General features: G+C 68.5%; 16 protein-coding genes. 3 read left to right on the forward strand and 13 right to left on the reverse strand.

All coding sequences use genetic code 11. The features are described 5' to 3' along the window. Nucleotides 1-32 precede the first annotated feature (32 nt). On the reverse strand, nucleotides 33-1,214 hold the full coding sequence (locus tag PGN14_RS11765; RefSeq protein WP_335299701.1) for a hypothetical protein: 1,182 nt from the start codon (nucleotides 1,212-1,214) through the stop codon (nucleotides 33-35). A 292-nt stretch (nucleotides 1,215-1,506) separates the two neighbouring features. Here PGN14_RS11765 and PGN14_RS11770 point away from each other — a divergent pair, with 292 nt between their 5' ends. Further along, nucleotides 1,507-3,663 (forward strand): hypothetical protein, encoded by a 2,157-nt coding sequence (locus tag PGN14_RS11770; RefSeq protein WP_335299702.1) that lies wholly within the window; start codon nucleotides 1,507-1,509, stop codon nucleotides 3,661-3,663. 42 nt (nucleotides 3,664-3,705) lie between these two features. Here the strand turns inward: PGN14_RS11770 and PGN14_RS11775 are convergent, their stop codons facing one another. The 6 genes from PGN14_RS11775 to PGN14_RS11800 form a co-directional block, all read right to left on the reverse strand. Beyond that, nucleotides 3,706-4,368 (reverse strand): methyl-accepting chemotaxis protein, encoded by a 663-nt coding sequence (locus PGN14_RS11775; RefSeq protein ID WP_335299703.1) that lies wholly within the window; start codon nucleotides 4,366-4,368, stop codon nucleotides 3,706-3,708. Nucleotides 4,369-4,431: 63 nt separating this feature from the next. Next, nucleotides 4,432-5,229: an SDR family NAD(P)-dependent oxidoreductase gene (locus PGN14_RS11780; RefSeq protein ID WP_335299704.1), complete on the reverse strand. Its 798-nt coding sequence runs from the start codon at nucleotides 5,227-5,229 to the stop codon at nucleotides 4,432-4,434. A gap of 144 nt (nucleotides 5,230-5,373) precedes the next feature. Next, nucleotides 5,374-6,138 (reverse strand): SDR family NAD(P)-dependent oxidoreductase, encoded by a 765-nt coding sequence (locus PGN14_RS11785; RefSeq protein WP_335299705.1) that lies wholly within the window; start codon nucleotides 6,136-6,138, stop codon nucleotides 5,374-5,376. Between the two features lie 98 nt (nucleotides 6,139-6,236). Continuing rightward, the gene (locus PGN14_RS11790) at nucleotides 6,237-7,292 is read right to left on the reverse strand and encodes a phosphotransferase family protein (RefSeq protein WP_335299706.1); all 1,056 of its coding nucleotides are present in this window, start codon (nucleotides 7,290-7,292) and stop codon (nucleotides 6,237-6,239) included. After that, complete coding sequence (locus tag PGN14_RS11795; protein WP_335299792.1) at nucleotides 7,289-8,380, reverse strand: Zn-dependent alcohol dehydrogenase; 1,092 nt, start codon at nucleotides 8,378-8,380, stop codon at nucleotides 7,289-7,291. Before PGN14_RS11795 ends, PGN14_RS11790 begins: the two co-directional genes overlap by 4 nt. Nucleotides 8,381-8,489: 109 nt before the next feature. After that, nucleotides 8,490-9,803 (reverse strand): acyl-CoA dehydrogenase family protein, encoded by a 1,314-nt coding sequence (locus tag PGN14_RS11800; protein ID WP_335299707.1) that lies wholly within the window; start codon nucleotides 9,801-9,803, stop codon nucleotides 8,490-8,492. A gap of 155 nt (nucleotides 9,804-9,958) precedes the next feature. Between PGN14_RS11800 and PGN14_RS11805 the strand changes: the two genes are divergently transcribed. Beyond that, complete coding sequence (locus tag PGN14_RS11805; protein WP_335299708.1) at nucleotides 9,959-11,194, forward strand: TetR/AcrR family transcriptional regulator; 1,236 nt, start codon at nucleotides 9,959-9,961, stop codon at nucleotides 11,192-11,194. 4 nt (nucleotides 11,195-11,198) lie between these two features. On the opposite strand, the gene PGN14_RS11810 is transcribed toward PGN14_RS11805, so the two are convergent. The 5 genes from PGN14_RS11810 to PGN14_RS11830 all read right to left on the reverse strand — a co-directional run bounded on the left by PGN14_RS11810 (nucleotide 11,199) and on the right by PGN14_RS11830 (nucleotide 19,436). Continuing rightward, nucleotides 11,199-12,026 carry an AraC family transcriptional regulator gene (locus tag PGN14_RS11810; RefSeq protein ID WP_335299709.1) on the reverse strand — a complete coding sequence of 276 codons (828 nt, stop codon included), beginning with the start codon at nucleotides 12,024-12,026 and terminating at the stop codon, nucleotides 11,199-11,201. Between the two features lie 97 nt (nucleotides 12,027-12,123). Beyond that, complete coding sequence (locus tag PGN14_RS11815; RefSeq protein ID WP_335299710.1) at nucleotides 12,124-13,431, reverse strand: spinster family MFS transporter; 1,308 nt, start codon at nucleotides 13,429-13,431, stop codon at nucleotides 12,124-12,126. A gap of 167 nt (nucleotides 13,432-13,598) precedes the next feature. Beyond that, on the reverse strand, nucleotides 13,599-16,439 hold the full coding sequence (locus PGN14_RS11820) for a TonB-dependent receptor (protein ID WP_335299711.1): 2,841 nt from the start codon (nucleotides 16,437-16,439) through the stop codon (nucleotides 13,599-13,601). Nucleotides 16,440-17,048: 609 nt separating this feature from the next. After that, nucleotides 17,049-18,116, reverse strand: a complete 1,068-nt coding sequence (locus PGN14_RS11825; protein ID WP_335299712.1) for an acyl-CoA dehydrogenase family protein — start codon at nucleotides 18,114-18,116, stop codon at nucleotides 17,049-17,051. Between the two features lie 114 nt (nucleotides 18,117-18,230). Continuing rightward, on the reverse strand, nucleotides 18,231-19,436 hold the full coding sequence (locus PGN14_RS11830) for an acyl-CoA dehydrogenase family protein (RefSeq protein ID WP_335299713.1): 1,206 nt from the start codon (nucleotides 19,434-19,436) through the stop codon (nucleotides 18,231-18,233). Nucleotides 19,437-19,562: 126 nt separating this feature from the next. Here PGN14_RS11830 and PGN14_RS11835 point away from each other — a divergent pair, with 126 nt between their 5' ends. Further along, a complete protein-coding gene (locus tag PGN14_RS11835) occupies nucleotides 19,563-20,786 on the forward strand; it encodes an MFS transporter (protein ID WP_335299714.1) in 1,224 nt (407 codons plus the stop codon). A gap of 187 nt (nucleotides 20,787-20,973) precedes the next feature. On the opposite strand, the gene PGN14_RS11840 is transcribed toward PGN14_RS11835, so the two are convergent. Further along, entirely contained in the window at nucleotides 20,974-21,804 is an 831-nt protein-coding gene (locus tag PGN14_RS11840; protein WP_335299715.1) for an SDR family NAD(P)-dependent oxidoreductase, read from the reverse strand. Nucleotides 21,805-21,807: the final 3 nt, after the last annotated feature.

Raw genomic sequence — 21,807 nt, forward strand, 5'->3', positions numbered from 1 at the left:
GCGGCTGTAGCCCGCCGTTCGTTAATCCCGCGCTAAGCCTGGCGGCGCAGCGTCTCGACCGCCGCCACCAGCGTGACGGTGGCATAGATAGCCGCCAGCCCCAGCCCCAGCGTCGGCCAGCCGATGATCGCGGACACCGCGAGCAGCGCGAGATAGGCGGGCGCGGTGCCCCACCAGGCGCGACGCTGCACCGCGCTCGCCGCGCGTTCCGCCACGCCGCCCGCGACGATCGCACCCAGCGCCAGCAGCCGCGCGGTGGTGGTTGCCGCTTGCGCATCGACATCGTGCCCCAGCAGCAACGCGGCGACTGCGGGCAGCACCAGGACCGCGATACGGCTGCCGCGCATCAACGCAGGCTCATCGCGAAACAGCGCCAGCGCGCCCGCGATCTCGGCGGTCAGCACGCCCGCCAGCAGCGCGATCAGCCCGCTCGCGGGTGCCTCCAGCGACATCGCCAGCAACCCCGCCACCGCCGCCGCCGCCCCCGCGCCCGCCACCGCCGTCGTACCGATCGCGCGCCGCGCGATGGGCGGGATCGCCAGCTTCGCCAGCGGGCGCAGCACCAGCCGCTCGAACCAGCCCGGACGCACCGCCATGGAGGCCGACAGGACCGCACGCCCGCGCTCCTCCAGCGCCGCCGCACGCCGCTCGATACCGTGGCCCAGTTCCATGTCGTCCAGCCGCAGCGTGACATGGCGCGCGCCGGCCTGCTCCGCGGCATGGAGCAGCGTGGATTGCAGGTCGTAATCCTCCGGCATCTGCGCCGCATCGCGCAGCCGGCGCGCGTCGATTCGCGCCACTCCCGCCCAGGCGGAACCACCGCCGACGCGTTCGAAATCGGTCGAGGCCTGCGCGCCCGGCACCACCAGCAGCGCGTCGCCGCCCTCCCCGGCCAGTGCGCTGACCACGCCCTCGGTCGTGACCAGCCCGTCCGCCATCATCACCACGCGCGCCAGCGGGTGCAGCTTCGCCAGCGCCTCGCCCGCGCTGCGCACCGTATCCACCGCCACGCCGCGCCGCGCGATCCGCGCCACCGCCCCGACCAGATCGGGGGTCAGCCGCTGGACCACGACGACGATCTGCGCCGCGTCGCACGCGATCAGCAGCCGCGCCTGATATTCGATCAGCGTCGCCGCCGCGAACGGCAGCGTCGCCGCCAGCATCCCCGGGCGATCGTCCGCCTCGTGCGTTGCGAAGAGTAGCCCGGCCAGCATCGGTCCCGCGCTTACGGAATGCCCCGTGCGCGGGCAATATGTGCCGTGGCGGCGACGGAATGCGGCCAAGCGATGGAACCGCGCCGGGGAAACGACTTTCGCCGTGCGTCAAAAGTGTTAAACCCCCGCCATGAACGGGGGTCCATCGATTGTCGGGATACGCGCGGTGGACGCCGATACGGACCCGCACGTCCTCCCTCCGTCGTTCGAAAGCGACCTTCCGACGACCATGACCGACCGGCCCGTTTCCGACGATTCCACCTACCAGCTCCGCTTCGAAGAAGCCGAACCCGTGCCGGCACGCCCTCCGGTGATGGGCTGGATCGCGGTCGCGATCGCGGTCGTCTGGGTGGGGCTGCTCGCCTGGCTGGCACGCGATTCGTTCGCGACGATGCCCGCGCTCGCGCTGGCGCAGTTCGGCGCCGCCGCCGCGGCGGTTCCGGCGCTGGCGGGGATCGTGTGGCTGGTGACGCTGCGGACCAGCCATGCCGAGGCGCAGCGCTTCGGCGCGACCGCGCGCACGATGCGTGCCGAGGCGCAGTCGCTGGGCGACACCGTCGCCGCGCTGGGCGTCGCGATCGAGGAGCGTCGCGTGGCGCTGGCGGAGCAGGTCCGCCTGCTGACCGCGCTGGGCGATGCCGCGACCGCGCGGCTGGCGTCGATCGGGCGCGGGCTGTCGGAGGAGATCGACCAGGCCGACGTCCACGCCCGCGCCCTGACCAACTCCGCCGATACCGCGCGCGCACATCTCACCAACCTGCTCTCCACGCTGCCGCGCGCGCAGGAGGAAACGCAGGAACTGACCCGCACCATCGATCAGGCCGCGATCGTCGCCAGCGAGCATACCGCCGCGCTCGACGCGCAGGTGGCGGCGCTGACCGCGCGCGGGCGCGAGGCGGAGACGGTGACCAGCGGCGCCGCGGAGAAGCTCGCCGCCTACATGCAGCGGATGGAGGTGACGAGCGAGACCGCCGGCGCGCGGCTCGAATCGGTCACCTCCAGTGCCGCCGCCGCGGTCGATGCGCTGCTCGATCGTACCGCCGCCGCGATCGACGAATCGCGCAAGGGGATCGCGGCGCAGGGCGATGCGATGCTGGCGATGGTCAGCGCCAACCAGACCGCGCTCGACCAGTCCGCCCGCGAAAGCGCCGAGGCGCTGGCGGAGCGCATCTCGCTGATCGAGATCGTGATCGAGCGGATCGCCACGCGGCTCGACACGCAGCAGGCCGCCGGGCGCACCCTGTTCTCGCAGCTGGAGGACGGGCTCAACCGCGCCGACTCGCGGTTCGAGGCGCTTCACGTCAACGGGACCGAGCGAAGCCAGCAACTCGCCGCGACGGTCAGCGCGCTCCAGGTCACCACCGAGGCGCTGACGCGCGCGATGGACCTGGGCAACGACACCGCCGAGCGGACCATCGCCACGACCGAGAATCTGCTCGTCGCGCTCGACGCCGCCGCGCGCGAGATGGACGAGACGATGCCCGAGGCGATCGCACGGCTGGAAAGCCGCGTCGCCGCGACCAAGCAGGTCGTCGTCGCCGCCAAGCCCGAGCTGCTGGCGCTCGTGACCGCGGCGGAGAGCACGCATGACGCGATCGAGGCGGTGGCGCAGGTCGTCGCCGACCAGCGCCACACCGTCGAGGCGCTGACGGTCAAGCTCAACGAGGTGCTCGACAAGGGCCGCGGCCAGGCGGACCTGATCGGCAATGCGGTGGAACAGGCCGCGCGCCGTGCCGACGATTTGACCGAAGAGGCCGCGCCGCGGCTGCTGGAGGCGTTGCTGCGCGTCCGCGAAACCGCCTCGACCGCGGCGGAGCATGCGCGCGAGGCGCTGTCGCGCGTCATCCCGGATGCCGCCAAGGCGCTGGAGGTGGCCGGCGTCGCCGCGCTCAACCGCGCGGTGGAAAGCGGCGTCGCGACGCAGGTCGAGCAGGTCGCGCATGTCGCCGAGGCGGCGGTCGCCGCCGCCGGCCGCGCCAGCGAGCGGCTGGAGCAGCAATTGCAGGGGATCGAGGCGACCATTGCGCTCGTCGACCAGCGGCTGGAGGAAGCGCGCGCCGCGGCCGAGGAGAGCGAGCACGACAGCTTCGCACGCCGCGCCTCGCTGCTGATCGAGGCGCTCAATTCGGCGTCGATCGACCTCACCCGCACCTTCGCGCCGGAGATTTCCGACAGTGCCTGGGCCGCTTATCTGAAGGGCGACCGCGGCGTCTTCACCCGTCGCGCGGTGCGCCTGCTGGACGGTAGCGAGCAGCGCGACGTGGCGCGGCTGTACGACGACAATCCCGCCTTCCGCGAGCAGGTGAACCGCTACATCCACGATTTCGAGGCGATGCTGCGCACCATCCTGGCGCAGCGCGACGGTTCGCCGCTGGGCGTCACGCTGCTGTCGTCCGATATGGGCAAGCTCTACGTCGCGCTGGCGCAGGCGATCGAGCGGCTGCGCTGACGCCGCGCGGCGCGGCGGGGAGCGCGCCGCGTCCTGTACCGTTCAGGCCGCCATCATCGCCCGTGCGCGCTTGGTCGCAGCCTGGGTATCGCTGGCCAGCTTCTTGACCTCGCCCGCGACCACCGCGAAGCCGCGCCCCGCCGCGCCCGCGCGTGCCGCCTCGATCGAGGCGTTGAGCGCCAGCAAATTGGTCTGCGACGCGATATTGGCGATCGCATCCACCACCCCGCCCAGTTCCGCGAGCAGCGTCTCCATCGCCACCTGGCGGCTCGACGCCTCCTCGCGATAGCGCTGGCTTTCGTCGAGCCGCTGTTCCAGCTCGCTTTCCATCCGCACCTGCGCGGTCACGTCGCTGGCGAACTTGACGATCCGCTCCACCGCGCCGTCGGCACCGACGATCGGCGTGTAGGTGGCATGGAGCCACACCGCGTGCCCGTCACGCGCGACGCGCTGGAACCGGCCGCCCTCGAACGCGCCGAGCCGCAGCTTGCGCCAGAAGGCGACGTAGGTCGGCGAGGCGGCATAGTCACCGGCGCAGAACATGCGGTGATGCTGCCCCACCACCTCGGCGAGCGTGTAGCCCATCGCGACGAGGAAGCCGTGGTTGGCCCACAGCACCCGTCCGTCGGGATCGAATTCGATCACCAGCTGCGACTGATCGATCGCCTGCCACAACGGCCCCTCACGCACACGCACTACCTCCATGTCGGTGATAGCTATGCGGAATTCAGGTTAACACGCCGCTAAGGTGTATCGCGATATCGATCGTCAGACCGCGGTCTTGCCATATTCCTGTCGCGTGACCGGATGGCTGGACGACAGCCCGCCGTCCACCGCCAGCGCCTGCCCGTTGACGTAGCTGGCGTCGTCGCTCGCCAGGAACAGCGCGACCTTCGCCAGCTCCTCCGGCTGTGCGCCGCGGCGCAGCGGGTTGAGCCGCCCGACCTTGTCCATCTTGCCCGCGTCGCGCGCATAGTCGAATGTCGGCTTGGTCATGCCCGTCTCGGTCAGCCCGGGGCACAGCGCGTTGACGCGCACGTTGCTGCCCGCCAGCTGCTGCGCCGACACCATGGCGAGGTTGATCACGCCCGCCTTGGACGCGGAATAGGCCGGCGACCCCGCGCCCGAGCGGATGCCCGCGACGCTCGCGGTCAGCACGATCGCGCCGCCGCCCCGCTCCGCGATCCGCGGCGCGGCATGCTTCACCGCCAGATACGGCCCGATCAGGTTGACGCGCAGCACCTCGGTGATGAGCGACACGTCGGTGTCGAAGATGTTGGCCATCCCGCCCGAGATGCCCGCATTGGCGAACATCACGTCCAGCCCGCCGTGGCGCTCGCACGCCAGCGCCACCGCCTTCACGACATCCTCTTCCTTGCCGGCATCGATGCGGATCGCCTCCGCGGTGCCGCCCGCATCGCGGATCGCCTGCGCGGTCGCGTCGGCGGTGTCGTTGATGTCGGCGACCACCACCTTGCCGCCCTCGCGCGCGAACAGCGTCGCGGCGGCGCGCCCGATGCCCGAACCGGCACCGGTGACGATGATCGACTTGTCCTGAAAGCGCATCTTTCTCTCCCAATCGTTCGTGGTGAGGAGGCGCTGAGCCAAGTCGAAGCGCCGTCTCGAACCACCTGCCCTTCGAAACGGGCCTTCGCCTGCGCTCAGTCCCTCCTCAGGACGAACGGAGGGTTGGCCCGTCGCACGTCGCGATCAAATGGTCACGCCGCCGTCGATGACCATCGTCTGCCCGGTCATGAACCCGCTGGCGCGGCTGGCGAGATAGACGACCGCGCCCGCGATCTCCTCCGGCTCGCCGATGCGGCGCAACGGCGTGGTGCGGTTGCGCTCGGCGACCGCCGCCTCGTCCTCCCACAGCGCCTTGGCGAAATCGGTCTTGATGAGGCCCGGCGCGATGCAGTTCACGCGGATGCCGTGCTTGCCATATTCGTGCGCCAGATTGCGCGCGAGCTGCATGTCGGCGGCCTTGCTGATGCAATAGGCGCCGATCACGGTCGACCCGCGCAGCCCGCCGATCGAGGAGACGATGACGATCGAACCCTCCCCGCGCTTCTTCATCTCGGGCGCGACCATCTGGACCAGCCAGTGGTTGGAGATGATGTTATTGTCGAGGATCTTGCGGAACTGCTCGTCCGCAATCCCCTCCTGCGGCCCGTAATAGGGGTTGGAGGCGGCGTTGCAGACCAGCACGTCGATCCGCCCGAACGCGGCGCGTGCCGCATCGACCAGCGCCTGCAACCCCGCCTTGTCGGAGATGTTGGCGGCGACCGCCAGCGCGGTGCCCGCGCCGAAGCGTGCGTTGATCTCGCCCGCCACCGCGTCGCACGCATCCTGCTTGCGGCTGGAGATGACGACCTTCGCCCCCTGCTCCGCGCAGGCGATGGCGGACGCCTTGCCGATCCCGCGCGAGGATCCGGTGATGAGCACGACCTTGTCGGTCAGATCGAACAACGACATGATATGTGTCCTTTCGTCACCCCGGCCCTGGGCCGGGGTCCCGCGTCTTCACCCGCCGCGAAAGCGGGACCCCGGCTTAGGGCCGGGGTGACGGCAAATTACGCCCCCGCCTTCTGCGCGAAGCCCCAGGCGGCATCGGCCAGCATCGGCACGCGCGCGCTGGTCTCCTCCGCCTTGGCGTTGGACGCGGTGCCGATCAGGAAGCGCTTCTTGATTCCCTGGACGATGCTGGCGAGGCGGAACAGGTTGAACGCGAAATACCAGTCGAGATCGGGCAAGCCGTCGCGACCCGTCCGCGCGCAATAGCACGCGACCATCTCCTCCAGCGTCGGGATGCCCGTCTCCGGCCCGGTCAGCCCCATCACCCCGGAGCGTCCCTCGGGCACGGTCACCCAGCTCATCAGATAATAGGTCAGGTCCGCGGTCGGATCGCCCAGCGTGCACAGCTCCCAATCGAGCACCGCCGCCACGCGCGGCTCGGTGCCGGGCGCGAACTTCATATTGTCGACGCGATAGTCGCCATGGACGATCGCGGTCCGCGTCTGCTCCGGCAAAGTGCGCGGCAGCCACTCGATCAGCGCCTCCATCGCCGGCATATGCTCGGTCTCCGCACCGCGATACTGCTTCGTCCAGCGGCTCACCTGCCGCTCGAAGTAATTGCCCGGGCGGCCGAAATCGCCCAGGCCGATCGCCTCATGATCGGTGTTGTGCAGGTCGGCCAGCGTGTCGATCATCGCATGATAATGGTCGCGGCGCTGCCCGGGCGTCAGCTCGGGCATCGTGCCGTCCCAGATCGTGCGCCCGTCGACCATCTCCATCACGTAGAAGGCGGAGCCGATGACGCCGTCATCCTCGCACAGGCCGTATTGCCGCGGCACCGGAAAGCCGGTGGGATGCAGCGCCGCCATGACGCGATATTCGCGGTCGACCTGATGCGCGCTGGGCAGCAACTCGCCCATCGGCTTGCGCCGCAGGACATAGTTCGTGCCCGGTGTCATCAGCTTGTACGTCGGGTTGGACTGGCCACCCGCGAACTTCGCATAGGTCAGCGGGCCGTCGAACCCGGGCACGTGCTCGCGCATCCATGCGGCGAGCCGGTCGGTGTCGAGACGATCGCGCTCGGCGATCTCTTCCTGAAGGCTGGTGTCGGTCATTGGTCGAACGTGATCACGCTGCGCGTCGCGTCGCCCTTGCGGAGCTCGTCGAACGCATGGTTGATCTGGTCGAGCGGCAGCCGCTCGGCGATGATGGTGTCGAGGTCGAGCATCCCGCGCTGGTAGAAATCGACCAGCCGCGGAATATCGACCGGAAAGCGGTTGGACCCCATCAATCCGCCCTGCAGCCGCTTGCCCGACAGCAGGTCCATCGCCGACAGGCCCACCTTCTCGCTGAGCGGCATCATTCCCAGGATCGTCGCGGTGCCGCCACGACGCAGCACGGAGACGGTTGTCGCCGCCGATTGCGGCCGCCCGACCGCCTCGATCGCGTGATGGACGCCGCCCTTGGACAGTTCCACCACCTCCGCGACGACATTCTCGCCCATCGCGTCGAACGTATGGGTCGCGCCCAGCTTCTCCGCGATCGCGCGCTTCTCCGGCACCGGATCGAGCGCGATGATCTTGCCCGCGCCCGCGATCTTCGCGGCGTTGACCGCGGCGAGGCCAATCCCACCGCAGCCGACGACGCACACCGTCTCGCCCGGCGATACGTCGTTGGTGTTGAATACCGCACCCGCCCCCGTCGTCACCGCGCAACCGATCAGCGCGGCACGATCGAGCGGCATGTCGCGATCGATCGCGACGCACGCATGTTCGTGCACCAGCATCATCTCGGCATAGGCGCTGAGGTTCAGCATCTGGTTGACCACGCCGCCGTCGGCCATCGACAGCCGCGGCGCATCGTCCTTGCCGCGGCGCGTCTCCGCACTGACGCACAGGAACATGCGCCCGGTGATGCAGAATTCGCAATGGCCGCAAAAGGCGGAGAGGCAGGTGACGACATGGTCGCCCGGCTTCACGGTGCGCACCTCGCTGCCCACCGCCTCGACCACGCCCGCCGCCTCATGGCCGGGGATCGCGGGCAGCGGGTGCGGATAGGCGCCATCGACGAAGTGCAGGTCGGACCGGCACACGCCCACCGCGCGGGTGCGGATCAGCACCTCGTGCGGGCCGGGATTGGCGACGAGCACGTCGGCCACCTCCAGCGGCTTCTTGGTTTCGAACAGCACGGCGGCTTTCACGATTCCGGTTCCTCCCCTCACGGGCCGTCACCCCAGCGAAGGCTGGGGTCTTCGGCAGGCGGGGCGCTCCAGCCGCCCCAGACCCCAGCCTTCGCTGGGGTGACGTGGTAATCTAGCGGCTCACCCCGATGTCGGCGCTCGACACCTCGACCGCGGGCCCGCGGTCGTTCGACGGGCGCTCCGCCTTCCAGTCGGCATATTTGCCGAACTCGTTGCGCGCGATCGCACGGTTGTGGACCTCGTCCGGACCGTCCGCCAGCCGCAGCGTCCGCATCGCGGCCCAGGCGTGTGCCAGCCCGAAGTCCTCCGCCACGCCACCACCGCCATGCGCCTGGACCGCATCGTCAAGGATCTTCAACGCCATCGCCGGCGCCTGCACCTTGATCATCGCGATCTCCTGCTGCGCCGCCTTGTTGCCGGCGCGGTCCATCAGGTCCGCCGCCTTCAGGCAGAGGAGCCGCGTCATCTCGATATCGATACGGGCGCGGGCGATCCGCTCCTCCCACACGCTATGATCGGCGACGCGCTTGCCGAAGGCGATACGGCTAACGAGGCGCTTGGCCATCTTCTCGATCGCCACCTCGGCGACGCCGATCGTGCGCATGCAATGATGGATGCGCCCCGGCCCGAGGCGCCCCTGCGCGATCTCGAACCCGCGCCCCTCGCCCAGGATCACGTTCTCGACCGGCACGCGCACGTCGGTGAAGGTGACGTCGCCATGGCCGTGCGGCGCATGGTCATAGCCATAGACCGACAGCATCCGCTCGATCTTCACGCCCGGCGTGTCCATCGGCACCAGCACCTGGCTCTGCTGGCTGTGACGCGAGCCCTCGAAGCTGGTCTTCCCCATCAGGATGCCGATCTTGCAGCGCGGATCGCCCACCCCCGACGACCACCATTTGCGGCCGTTGATGACATAATGGTCGCCGTCGGGCTCGATCCGCGTCTCGATATTGGTCGCATCCGAGCTGGCCACCGCCGGCTCGGTCATCAGGAAGACTGAGCGGATCTCCCCGTTCATCAGCGGGCGCAGCCATTGCTCCTTCTGCGCCAGCGTACCGTAACGATGAAGCACCTCCATGTTGCCGGTGTCGGGCGCGGAACAGTTGAAGCATTCGCTCGCCCAGCCGACGCGCCCCATCTCCTCCGCGCACAGCGCATATTCGAGGTTGGTGAGCTGCGTGCCCTCGAACTCGAAGGTTTCGTCGACATGGTGCTGGCCGGAGTGCGGCGGCATGAAGAAGTTCCAAAGCCCCGCCTCGCGGGCCTTGGCCTTCACCTCCTCGATCACCGGCAGCACCTTCCACGGCTCGCCTTCGTGATGCTGGCGGTCGTATTCCGCCTGCCGCGGCGTGATATTCTGCGCGATGAACTCCCGCACGCGATCACGGAAATAGGTCTCGCGCTCGTTCAGCGTGAAGTCCATCGCAGCTCTCCCAATTCGCTCTCGCTGCATCGTCTAGGCCATACCGCTTATTCGGTAAAGCACCTGTTTCACTCCCAATCCCCAACGTCACGGCGGGCCGCGCGTAGATACGAAAGGGACTGTACCTTCAAAACGCGCGTGCTAACGTGACTCGGATGGGGGACGCACGGACCGACGAGAACACCAGCACGCGGCGTTTCCGCGAGAAGCGCGAAGCGATCCTGGCCGCCGCGGCGGAGGCGATCAACGAACAGAGCGCGAAGGGCATGACCTTCGCCGATGTCGCGCGCCGCGTCGGCCTCAATACCACCAGCGTCACTTACTATTTCAAGCGCAAGGAAGATCTCGCCGCCGCCGCATTCGAGCATACGCTCGATTACCTGCTGGCGATGCTGGAGGAAGCCGCGACCGAGGCGACGCCGGCGGAGCGGGTCGAGCGGCTGGTGACGATCAACATGGCGCGGCTGATGCGGATCGATCGCGGCGAGGAGCGTCCGATTGCGGTCCTGTCCGACCTGCGCGCGATGGACGAGCCGGTGCGCGGCCCGCTGATGGCGCGCTGGCGCGAGGTCTTCCGCCGCACCCGCGCCTTGTGGGGCGACGGACGCGGCCGCGCCGCGACCGATCTGGCCGGGGCACGCGCGCACGTCCTGCTGGAGAATCTGTTCTGGCTGCCGGTCTGGCTGCCCCGGTACGAGGCGGACCAGCATCTGCGCGCGATGGAGCGGTTGATCGACGTCTTCCACCACGGCATCGCGGGATCGGGCGCGACCTGGGCGCCGCGCGCGGTCGCGGTGCCGCATGACGATGCGGTGCCCGGGCGCGAGGCATTCCTGCTGGCGGCCACGCGGCTGATCAACGAGCTGGGCTATCGCGGCGCATCGGTGCAGCGGATCGCGTCCGAGCTGAACGTGACCAAGGGCAGCTTCTACCACCATCTGGATGCCAAGGACGATCTGGTCGCCGCCTGCTACCGCCGCAGCTTCGACACGATCGCCGCCACGCAACAGGCGGCGGACGCACGCGGCGGCACCTATTGGCAGCGATTGTCGGACACGATTGCGGCACTGCTGGAGGTGCAATTCTCCGAACGCGAATCGCTGCTGCGCACCACCGCGCTCAGCGGGCTGCCCGCGGGCGAGCGGCACCTGATGGTCGATCGCTCCAACCGCATCGCGCGGCGGTTCGCGGGCACGATGATGGACGGCATCGCGGAGGGCACGATGCGCCCGGTCGACAGCCTGGTCGCCAGCCAGGCGATGATGGCGTTCCTCAACGCCGCCTTCGACATGCGCAAATGGGCGTGGTCGATGCCGCGCGACCGCGCCGTTGCCTATTATGCCTCCACGCTGATGTTCGGCATGTTCGACGACCGCGTGCTGGAGCGCTGACCTCCTAGACCGGCGATCCCAGCGCGCCCTGCCGCGCGGTCAGCGCCATCTGGTTCAACGGCCCGCGGCGACGCTGGAAATCGCGCACCGAGCAGCCCAGGAACAGATGGCTGTCGCGCAGGAAGTGCGACCGGTCCCAATAGCCCGCCGCGTCCAGCACCTCGCTGCCGCGCGCCGGCTCGGTCAGCACCCCGCTCAACGCGCGCATGAAGCGCGTGCGGCGCAGCAGCAGCTTGGGCGTGAAGCCGAAGTTGAACCGCGTCAGCGCGGCCAGACCGCGCGGCGTCATGTCCAGCGCCTCCGCCAGTGCCTCGATCCGGGTCGTGGCGGGATCGTCGAGCAACAGGGTCAACGTCTCGATCCGCGGATCGGCGGGCGGGCGGCGATGGAGCCGCGCCGCCACCCAGCTGGCCAGCGCCTCGGGCGGCGCGACGCCGTCCTCCAGCGCGGCGCGCAGCGTGCTGCCCCCGGCATCCAGTTCGTCGAGCGCGACGACGCGATTGGCGTAGCGCGCGATGTCGCCGCCGAACAATTGCGCCCAGCCGAGCGGCTTCAACCCCACACCCACGACGCTGCCGCCATAGGTGGTGATATAGCCCGCGCTGCTGCTCGGCCCGAAGAAGGCGTCGCGCGGCACCGGATCGAACGTGCGATTGCCCAGTCGCACGCTCCAGTCGTCGTCGCTGTTGAGCGAGATGCGGATCGCCGCCCAGCTCGGAAAGAACGCGTCCCGGTATCCCCCCGGCACCATCGGCGCGCGATACCGGTGATAGCCGGTGACGTAGCGCGCCAGATCATCACCGGGCGCCCAATAGGCGATCGGTGCCCCCATTTCCCCCATGTGCCTCCCCCCCCCAAAGGCGCAACCTATCCCATTTTCTTACAGTAGCCGCCGCGGATCGCAAGCATCCGTCCCATTATGGATCAGGTTAGTCGGCAGCCATCCGCTTCATCAACACGCCCGCGCGCCAGTAGAACAGGATCGGCAGCGGCGTGATCAGCGCCACCGCCAGCATCGCATAGCGCAGCGATTCCTCCCCCAGCGACGGGGCCAGCGCATCGCTCAGCTGCCCGACCGCGAGCGGCCCCAGTCCCAGTCCAATCAGATTGACGGTCAGCAGCGTCAGCGCCGCCCACATCGCGCGCAGCCGCAGCGGCGCCAGATGCTGGATCAGCGCATAGGTCGGCCCGATGTACACCCCCGCAAAGATCAGCGAGACGAAATAGGCGGTCAGCGCCACCGCCTTGCTGTCGAAGAAGAAGAACGACACCGCGAACGGAAAGGCGATCGTCTTCATCAGCGCAATCACCCACGCCTGTGTGTGGATGCCGTGCTTCTTCGCCATGCGATCCGCGATCATCCCGCCCAGCAGCGCCGATCCGCCGCCGACGAACGCCGCGGGCAGCGCGATATAATTGGCGACCTGCAACATGGTCATGTCGAGCGACCGCTGCATATAGCTCGGCCCCCATCCGGTCAGCGCATAGCCGACCAGCGAGGTCAGCGTCATCCCCGCGACCAGATAGACCGCGGCCCGGTTGCGTACCATCGCTAGGAAGCCCTGCCACATGCTGGGCATCGCTTCCTTATGCTCCTCCTCGGCGACGCGCTGGACGTCGGACAGGCCGCGGCGCGGCTCGGCCACGAACAGCCATACGATCACCGCCAGGATCACGCCCGGGATGCCCACGACCATCATCGCCGCGCGCCAGCCATAGGCGTGCGCGACATTGCCGCCGATCATGATCCCCAGCCCGCCGCCCAGCAGCACACCCAGCGAATAGATCGCCATCGCGCTGGCGCGTCGCTCGGGCGGATAGAGATCGGCGATGATCGACTGGCTCGGCGGGCCGGACCCGGCCTCGCCGACGCCGACGCCGATCCGAGCGAGCAGCAGATGGGTGAAATTCTGCGCCACGCCGCACAACGCGGTCATGACGCTCCAGATCGCGAGGCTCGCCGCGATGATGTTGCGCCGGCTGGTGCGATCGGCCAGTCGCGCGATCGGCAGCCCCAGCGTGGCATAGAAGATCGCGAACACCAGACCGGACAGCAATCCCAGTTCGGTATCGGTCAGGTGCAGGTCCGCCTTGATCGGCTCCAGCAGGATGGCCAGGATCTGGCGGTCCATGAAGCTGAAGAAATAGGTCAGCGTCAGCAGCCCCAGCGTGAGCCCGCGCCGCTTGAGGACAAGCGTATCGGCGATCTCCGGCCGGTCGGTGAGCGTGGCACCCATCCGCTCCATCTCCTTCAATTATGTCTTTTCGTGTCGAAGGTTAGCGGCCTTTCGCGGGCAGCGCCATAACAACACTTACGCGGCCATCTTTCGTCACGAACCGGCGCCGCGATGGAAAGGGCGGGGCGCGCCGATGCCCGCACCCCGCCCCTCGCCCTATGCAGCGCCTAGAACCGGCCGCGCAGCGTGATGCCGTAGGTGCGCGGCTCAGCCAGGAACATCGACATCAGCTGCCGCCCGCCCGGATATTGCGGATCCTGGAACGCCGGAGTGTTCGACCCGGCCTGGAACGGCGAGTTGAACGCGACCTGCGCATAATCCTGATCGAGCAGATTCTGTGCCCACAGCTCGATCGACCAGCGTTCGTCGCGTCCGCGCAGGCCGACGCGCGCATTGACCACCGCGAACCCGTCCTGCTCCTTCTGCGGGAACAGGTCGGACCCGGTATTATAGTCGCTGCTGACGCGGGTATCGACGTAGAACAGCGCCGACAGTCCGCTGTCGCCGATCGCCGGCGTCCATGCCGCCGACCCGGTCACCACCAGTTCGGGCGCGTTGGACAGATTGTCGCCGGGCAGCTTGCGCAGCGCCGGGCTCAGCGGATCGCCGTTGCCGTTGCCGACCAGGTTCTGGCGGTATTTGGTCGACGCATAGGTCAGGCCCCAAGACACGCGCACGTCGCGCACCGGCACCAGCGACGCCTCCGCCTCGAACCCCTGCGAGATCACGCCATAGCCGACCTTGTCGGTGGCGCAGCGGGCGGTCGCGGCGGCGGCCGCATTATAGTTGGGCGCGCTGGGGAAGGTGCTCTGGTCGCGGTCGCCCGCGCCCAGCCCGGCTTCGCAGCCGTTGATGTTCTGCACCAGAAAGACGGTGCCGTCGAAGGTGTTCAGCTGGAAGCTGCTGAACTCCTGCCGGAACCCGGCGACCGACAGGCTGAACGGCCCGGTCGAATATTTCGCGCCGATCTCGAACGCGTTCACCGTCTCCGGATCGAACTGCAGGTTGCGGACCAGCGCCTGCGCGCCGCCCAGCGCGGCGAAGGTGGTGGTCGGCTGGCCCGCGGCATTGAGCTGGATCGGCGCCTTCAGCGCGGAGCGATCGAAGTTGAACCCGCCCGCCTTGTAGCCGCGCGAGAAGCTGCCATAGACCAGCAGGTCGTCGATCGGCTTCCACGACAGGATCGCGGTGCCGGTGAACTTGTCCTCGCGCCGCACGTCGGAGATGCTGACGCCGTTCAGCTCCGCGGTCGAATTGCCCTGACACCCCAGCCCGATCAGCCCCGCGGCCAGCGCCCGCGCGGTCGCATTGGCGCTGGTCAGGTCATCGGTCAGCGTCGATTGCAGCGTGGTGCATGCGGTATTGTCGTTGCCGAACGTGGCGAAGAACCGTTTGCGCTCGTTGGTGTAGCGCACGCCCAGCGTCAGGTCGACGGTCGGCAGCAGGTGAATGATGTTGTGCGTGAACAGCGCCCAGCTGCGGCTGTTCTGGTTATAGCGGTCGACGGTCGATCCGCGATCGTTGAGCCCGTCGAGCGTCAGGAAGCCGTTGGCCACGTCCGCCCCCGCCGCACCGCGCAGCGCCGCCAGCCCGGTGGCGGTGAGGCACCCGGCGCTCGCCGGATCGTAGAAGGCGGAGAAGGCGCCGCCCGACACCACACGGCAGGTGGCGAAGCGGCCATATTGCGTGCCGAAGCGCAGGTTGCTGCGCCCGCGGAACTTCTCGTCGGCATAGAAGCCGCCGATCAGCCAGTCGAGCTTGTCGTCGAACAGGCTGCCCTGCAACCGCAGCTCCTGCGTGAAGGTGCGGAACTGGCGGCGCGCATTGCCGTCGTCGGCGGTGTAGAGGATGTCGACCGAGCCGTAATCGACGTCGCCGGCCTGCTCGTTGTAATAATCGCGATAGGCGGTGATCGAAGTGACGTTGACGCCGCCCACACGCCAGTCGATCTGCCCCGACACGCCCCAGTCCTGCGTATGCCCCTGGAACGTGCGGCCGCGCGTCACCGACACGTCGCGGCTGAACCCGCGGTTGAACGCATTCAGGTCCTGGCCCAGATCGCGCAGCACGTTGATGATGTTGTTGCCGCTGTCATTGGTGCGCGCCGGCGTGGCGCCGGGTTGCAGGAACGGGGTCGCCGGATTGTTGAGGTTGCCGATGAACGGATTGACCGAATTGTCGATATAGACCGCGGCGCAGCACTTTTCGTCGCGCTTGCTGTAATCGCCGATCAGCCGGACGCTGAAATCGGTGGTCGGCTCGAACAGCAATTGCCCGCGCACGAAATAGCGATCGCGATCGTTGATCGTCGTGTCGTTGGCGCGATCGTAGTAGAAGCCGTCGCGCTTCACGTACACGCCGTCCAGCCGCGCGGCGAGCTTCTCGCTGATCGGCCCGGTGATGCTGCCCGCCAGCCGCACGAAATCGTAATTGCCATAGGTCGCCTCGGCGGTGCCGCCGAAGGTGAAGCTGGGCTTCTTGCTGACGATGCTGATGAGACCCGCGGACGAATTGCGCCCGCCCAGCGTGCCCTGCGGTCCGCGCAGCACCTCGATCCGGTCGATCTCGCCCAGTTCGTTGAGGCCGATGCCCGAACGCGAGCGATACACGCCGTCGATGAAGACGACGACCGAGCTTTCCAGCCCCGGATTGTCGCCGACCGTGCCGATGCCGCGGATACGCGGCGAGCCATTGGCTTCCGAGCCGGTCGAGGACACCAGCAGCGACGGCGCGAGCTGGTTCAGCTGGCGGATGTCGTTGGCGCCCGACAGCGCCAGGCTCTCCGAATTGACCGCAGAGATGGCGACCGGCACGTCCGCCAGCGCCTGCGCACGGCCCTGTGCGGTGACGACGATGTCGGACGTATCGAGGTCGGCAGCCGCGCCCGGCGTCTGGCCCGTGGGCGTCGTTTGCGTGGTGTTGGCATCCGTCGTGGCCTGTGCCTGGGCACCGCCATTGATGATGAAGCAGGCCGCGGCGCACGCGGTCATCAGCATGGATCTGGTCATCGCTCTCCCCTGCGGCCAGACTTTTGGCTCCGTCCGTACCGCAGCTTCGATGAGACTATGCAGGCGGCGGGATTGCAAGTCAGAAAGGCTGATATAATCCGCTTCGCGGACCAAACCGTGCTTTCTATGTCACGGACGATTGATCTGAAGCAAACGCAGCAACGGCGCCGCCCCGGTTGTCGGAGCGACGCCGCAGAATGCACCATCGTCACGCCGGGTTTGATCGAGACCTTTGCATGCTCCCCGGCGAAGCGGGACCTTTGCAAAAGTCGCTTCGCCCGTCTCAAAAAAACCGTCACCCCGGACTTGTTCGTTGCTTATCCGCTTCAGACAAGTACGCCACCCCGGCGAAGGCCGGGATCCAGTCGGGGGACAGGGGTAGGCGAGCGCTGTGCGTCGTCACCGCGACCTTCCCGACTGGACCCCGGCCTTCGCCGGGGTGGCAGGAAAAATGCTTGTTCAAAGGGGACAAGCACCGACCTGTTTCGGGGTCCACCGGTCCGCGACATCAACGGCTTGTGAATACGCGGCACATTGGATGCCGGAACAAGTCCGGCATGACGGTGAAGGGTTTTGGCGTGCCGCGTCAGGCCCGGCGCGACCATCGCCTCAATAGCCGTTCAGCCGCGCGAACCGGTCGCGATGCCATGACGTATTGCCCCACATCACCTCCAGCACCGCCGACCGCTTCAGATACAGCCCGGCGTCATATTCGTCGGTCATCCCGACGCCGCCGTGCAGCTGCACCATCTCGCGGCTGACCAGGCGCAGCGTCTCGCCCGCGGTCGCCTTGGCGAGGCTCACCGCCTGATCGACGTCGGAGCGCCCGGCGTCGATCGCCTCCAGCGCGCCCTCCACCGCGGAACGCATCAGCTGCAATTCGGTGAACTGCTTGGCCATGCGATGCTGGAGCGCCTGGAAGGTCGACAGCAGCTGCCCGAACTGGACGCGCTGCTTCAGATAGTCGTTGGTCTGCGCGAACGCGCTCTCCGCCATCCCCAGCATCTCGGCGCAGGTGATCGCCGCCGCCCGGTCGAGGATCGCGGCGGTCAGCTCCGGCCCGCCCAGCTTCTCGGCCGGCGCGTCCTGGAACGCGACATGCGCGTGGCTGCGCTCGTCCGCCATCGCGCGATGGCTGACGGTCACGCCCTCGCCCTTGGCGACCAGATACAGGCCGTCCTCCGCCGCCACGACGAAGACATCGGCGGCATCGCCCTCGGCGACGAACGGCTTGGTGCCGGTCAGCTTGCCGTTGCCCGCCTTCGATCCGGAGAAAGTGCGGTCGTGGTTCGGCCCCTCGTCGATCGCCAGCGTCGCGATCGCCTCTCCCGAGGCCAGCTTCGCCAGCCAGTCGGACTTGGCCTTGTCGGACTCGCCCATCACGATCGCGCTCGCCGCCACCGCGGTGGACGACAGCGGCGAGGCGGACAGGTTGCGTCCCAGCTGCTCGACCACCAGCCCCAGTGACAGATAGCCGAACGCCGATCCGCCGAATTCCTCCGGAATGACCACCCCGGCCCAGCCCATCTGCCCGATCGCGCCCCATGCGTCGCGATCGAAGCCCTCCGCCGGCGCCGCGGCGCGCAGCTTGCGAAAGGCGGTGACCGGGCTCTCGTTGTCGGCCCATTCGCGCGCCATGTCGCGCAGCATCACCTGTTCGTCGTTCAATACCGCCATGATCGTCCCTCTTCGTCCCGCAGGTACACCGGGGAGGAGGGGAACATGCCCCTCCTCGACCCGGCCCTCTCCTGACGCGGCGGTCCATCGCCGCCGCGCCTAGCCGCCATATCGTTACTGGTGGTCCAGCATCCCCAGGATGCGCTTGGCGATGACGTTGTTCTGGATCTCGGTCGAACCGCCGTAGATCGACACCGCCTTGCCCCACAGCCAGCTGCGGGTCTGTGCCAGTTCCGCCTCGCTGAAGCCCTCGCCGTCCCAGCCGAGCCCCTGCATCCCCATGATCTCGATGTTCAGTTCCGCGCGATCCTGCGTGATGCGCGCGCCGACGTTCTTCATGATGCTGGTCGCGGTCGACGGCCCGGCATTGCCCTTCGCCTCCAGCGCGGCACGGCGCAGCGTCAGCGCAAAGGCGCGCTGGTCCATCTCGTGCTTGATGATCCGCGTGCGCAGGTCGGCGTCGGCGATCCGGCCCTCGCCATCGGTGCCGCGATACTTTTTCGCGATCTCCGGCACGCTGGTCCCGGCATTCATCCGCCCGGCCGACCCGCCGCCGCCCGACAGCGAGTTGCGCTCGTGCTGGAGCAGGCGGGTGCCGATCTCCCAGCCCTGCCCCTCGCGCCCGACCAGATTTTCCTTGGGCACCTTCACATTGGTGAAGAACGTCTCGCAAAACGGCGATTGCCCGCTGATCAGGCGGATCGGGCGCGTCTCCACGCCCTCCGACGTCATGTCGATCAGCAGGAAGCTGATTCCGGCATGCTTCTGCGACTTGTCGGTGCGGACCAGCGCGAAGCATTTGTCCGCCCATTGCCCGCCGCTGGTCCAGGTCTTCTGCCCGTTGACGAGGTAATGGTCGCCCTTATCCTCCGCGAAGGTCTGCAGCGAGGCGAGGTCGGACCCCGCGCCCGGCTCCGAATAGCCCTGGCACCAGCGCACCTCACCGCGGACGATGCCGGGAATATGCTGCTTCTTCTGCTCGTCATTGCCATATTCCAGCAGCGTCGGGCCGAACATCATCACGCCCATCCCGCCGATCGGGTTCCACGCGCCGATCCGCGCCATTTCCTCTTGCAGGATGCGCGCCTCCGCGCGGTCCAGCCCGCCGCCGCCGAGTTCCTTCGGCCAGGTCGGCACGCCCCAGCCCTTGTCCCCCATCGCCGTGCGCCACTTCTTCTGCTCGGGCGTCTCCTCGGTCGGGCCGTCGACCGCGGACATGGCATTGTCCTTGCCGCGCAGCGAGGGATCGAAGTTCGCCTCCAGCCACGCACGGGCCTCCTGACGGAAGGGATGATCAGTATCGGCGGCGGCGGTCGCCATGCGCTTTTCTCCGCGTAAGATGATTTCCGAAGATCGGGTATGCCGTTGTGTCATCGCACACTTGTCACGCGATGCAAAGGGACAAGCGCGCGCCCAGCGGCTAGGATGGCGCGAAAGGGGAAGACCATGCGGTTCGATCATCGCGCGGTGCCGATCGTGCTGGCCGCGGTCGTCGTCGACGTCATCGGCTTCGGGATCGTCATGCCGGTGCTGCCGGGGCTGATCGTCCAGCTCGGCGCGCCGAACCTGCCCGCGGCCACGCGGATCGCCGGCTGGATGCTCGCCGCCTTCGCGGTCGCGCAATTCTTCGCCGGGCCGGTGCTCGGCAATCTGGGCGATCGCTTCGGGCGGCGCGCGGTGCTGATCGTCGCGATGGTGGCCTATGCGATCGACTATGCGCTGATGGCGTGGGCGCCGACGCTCGCCTGGCTGTTCCTGGGCCGCATCGTCGCGGGCGTGGCGGGCGCCAGCTTCGGCCCCGCCGGCGCGGTGATCGCGGATGTCACCCCGCCTGAGCGGCGCGCGGCCAGCTTCGGCCTGCTGGGCGCGGCGTTCGGCATCGGCTTCATCGTCGGGCCGGCGATCGGCGGACTGGTCTCCGGCTGGGGATCGCGCGCGCCGTTCGCGGTCGCGGCCGGGCTGGCGGCGTGCAACGCGCTGGCGATGATGCTCTTCCTGCCCGAGACACTGAAGCCGGAGAACCGCCGCGCCTTCCGCTGGCGCGATGCGCATGTGATCGGCGCGTTCAAGCCGCTGTTCGCCGCGGGCAATGCCGGCACGCTGCTGGTCGCGTGGTTCCTGTGGCAGGTGGCGGGCGTGGTCTATCCCACCGTCTGGAGCTTCTGGGCGACGATCCGCTTCCAATGGTCCGCGCGCGAGATCGGGTTCAGCCTCGCCTGGGTCGGGCTGCTCCAGCTGCTGGTGCAGGTGTTCCTGACCGCGCGGACCGTCCAGCGGCTGGGTGAGCGCGCCACCGCGGTCATCGGGCTGACCTGCGGCGCGGCGACGCTGATCGCCTATGCCTTCGTCACGCAGGGGTGGCAGGTCTATGCCTTCTTCCTGGTCGGCGCGTTCGGCGCGCTGGCGTGGCCGGCGATGCAGGGGCTACTGACGCGGCTGGTCGATGCGACACGGCAGGGCGCGTTGCAGGGCGGACTGGGCAGCATGAACTCGATCGCGGCGATCGTCGGCCCGCTGCTGGCGTCGCAGTCGCTGGCCTGGGGCGCGGCGCGCGGGGTGGACGGTCTCGCCTTCGCGATCGCAGGCGCGCTGATGGCAGCCGCGGCGGTGATCGTCGCGCTGCTGGTGCCGGTGTTGCGGGATGCGGGCGATCAGGGCGCGGACGGGTAGCCCGGCGCCTCGTAGGGGCTGTCGATGCCGGTGAAGGGGCGATCGGCACGCGGGCGTGTAGCCCTCTCCCCCGCGGGGAGAGGGTTGGGTGAGGGGCGGCCGCGCACGATCCGCGTTGTTGCTATGACGCCTTCCCTCACAACCCCTCACCCCGGCCCTCTCCCCGCAGTGGAGAGGGAGGTGTCGCTCACCCCTCCCGGCCCGGGCGGCGGCTGAGGCCGATGTCGAGGTGGGCGCCGGCGTCCAGCAACAGCACCTCGCCCGTCATCACGCGACTGGCGGGGTCGAGCAGCATCTCGATCGGCCCGGCGATCTCGTCCGGCCCCGCCGCCATCGCCATCGGCGTCGCGCCCGCGATCTTCGCGTTCAGCTTCGCGAACCCCTCCTCGCCCAGCCGTTTCTCGAACCAGCCGGTGCCGACATAGCCCGGCGCCACCGCATTCACCCGGATCGCGGGCGCCAGCACGCGCGCCAGGCTCTTCGTCATGGTGAGGAGCGCGCCCTTCGACGCGGCATAGGCGACCGACGAGCCGATCCCGAACACGCCCGCCACGCTGGCGACGTTGACCACCGCGCCCATGTCGCTCTGCCGCAGGTGCGGGGCACAGGCGCGGATCATCTGGAACGGCGCGATCGTGTTCAGGCGATAGATGTGGACGAAATCCTCGGCCTCCAGTGCGTCCAGATCCTCGTGCGCGGCGAATTTCGTGCGACCGGCGTTGTTGACCAGGAAGTCGATGCGCCCGAACGCGTCGACCGCCGCCTGCGCCAGCGCGCGGCATTGCGCATCCTCCGCAATGTCCGCCTGCACCGCGATCGCGCCGTTGCCGACCTCCGCCGCCAGCGCCTCCGCATCGTCGCGGCTGGAGGCATAGTTGATGACGCAGCGCACGCCCCGCGCGGCCAGCCGGCGCACCACCGCGGCGCCGATGCCGGTGCCGCCTCCCGTCACGATCGCCACCGCATCCTTCATCGCCACGCTCTCCCGTTTCACCTTTTCGAAGATCGCGTATGGCATTCG

The sequence above is a fragment of the Sphingomonas adhaesiva genome, from assembly GCF_036946305.1.
GTDB classification, from domain to species: domain Bacteria; phylum Pseudomonadota; class Alphaproteobacteria; order Sphingomonadales; family Sphingomonadaceae; genus Sphingomonas; species Sphingomonas adhaesiva_B.

Bases quoted from the DNA above. Each gene is read 5' to 3' on its own strand.
- PGN14_RS11825 (WP_335299712.1), bottom strand. From the start codon at position 18,116: ATGGCGGTATTGAACGACGAACAGGTGATGCTGCGCGACATGGCGCGC.
- PGN14_RS11815 (WP_335299710.1), bottom strand. From the start codon at position 13,431: ATGGGTGCCACGCTCACCGACCGGCCGGAGATCGCCGATACGCTTGTC.
- PGN14_RS11810 (WP_335299709.1), bottom strand. From the start codon at position 12,026: ATGGGGGCACCGATCGCCTATTGGGCGCCCGGTGATGATCTGGCGCGC.
- PGN14_RS11805 (WP_335299708.1), top strand. From the start codon at position 9,959: ATGGGGGACGCACGGACCGACGAGAACACCAGCACGCGGCGTTTCCGC.
- PGN14_RS11765 (WP_335299701.1), bottom strand. From the start codon at position 1,214: ATGCTGGCCGGGCTACTCTTCGCAACGCACGAGGCGGACGATCGCCCG.
- PGN14_RS11790 (WP_335299706.1), bottom strand. From the start codon at position 7,292: ATGACCGACACCAGCCTTCAGGAAGAGATCGCCGAGCGCGATCGTCTC.
- PGN14_RS11785 (WP_335299705.1), bottom strand. From the start codon at position 6,138: ATGTCGTTGTTCGATCTGACCGACAAGGTCGTGCTCATCACCGGATCC.
- PGN14_RS11800 (WP_335299707.1), bottom strand. From the start codon at position 9,803: ATGGACTTCACGCTGAACGAGCGCGAGACCTATTTCCGTGATCGCGTG.
- PGN14_RS11835 (WP_335299714.1), top strand. From the start codon at position 19,563: ATGCGGTTCGATCATCGCGCGGTGCCGATCGTGCTGGCCGCGGTCGTC.
- PGN14_RS11820 (WP_335299711.1), bottom strand. From the start codon at position 16,439: ATGACCAGATCCATGCTGATGACCGCGTGCGCCGCGGCCTGCTTCATC.
- PGN14_RS11775 (WP_335299703.1), bottom strand. From the start codon at position 4,368: ATGGAGGTAGTGCGTGTGCGTGAGGGGCCGTTGTGGCAGGCGATCGAT.
- PGN14_RS11830 (WP_335299713.1), bottom strand. From the start codon at position 19,436: ATGGCGACCGCCGCCGCCGATACTGATCATCCCTTCCGTCAGGAGGCC.
- PGN14_RS11780 (WP_335299704.1), bottom strand. From the start codon at position 5,229: ATGCGCTTTCAGGACAAGTCGATCATCGTCACCGGTGCCGGTTCGGGC.
- PGN14_RS11840 (WP_335299715.1), bottom strand. From the start codon at position 21,804: ATGCCATACGCGATCTTCGAAAAGGTGAAACGGGAGAGCGTGGCGATG.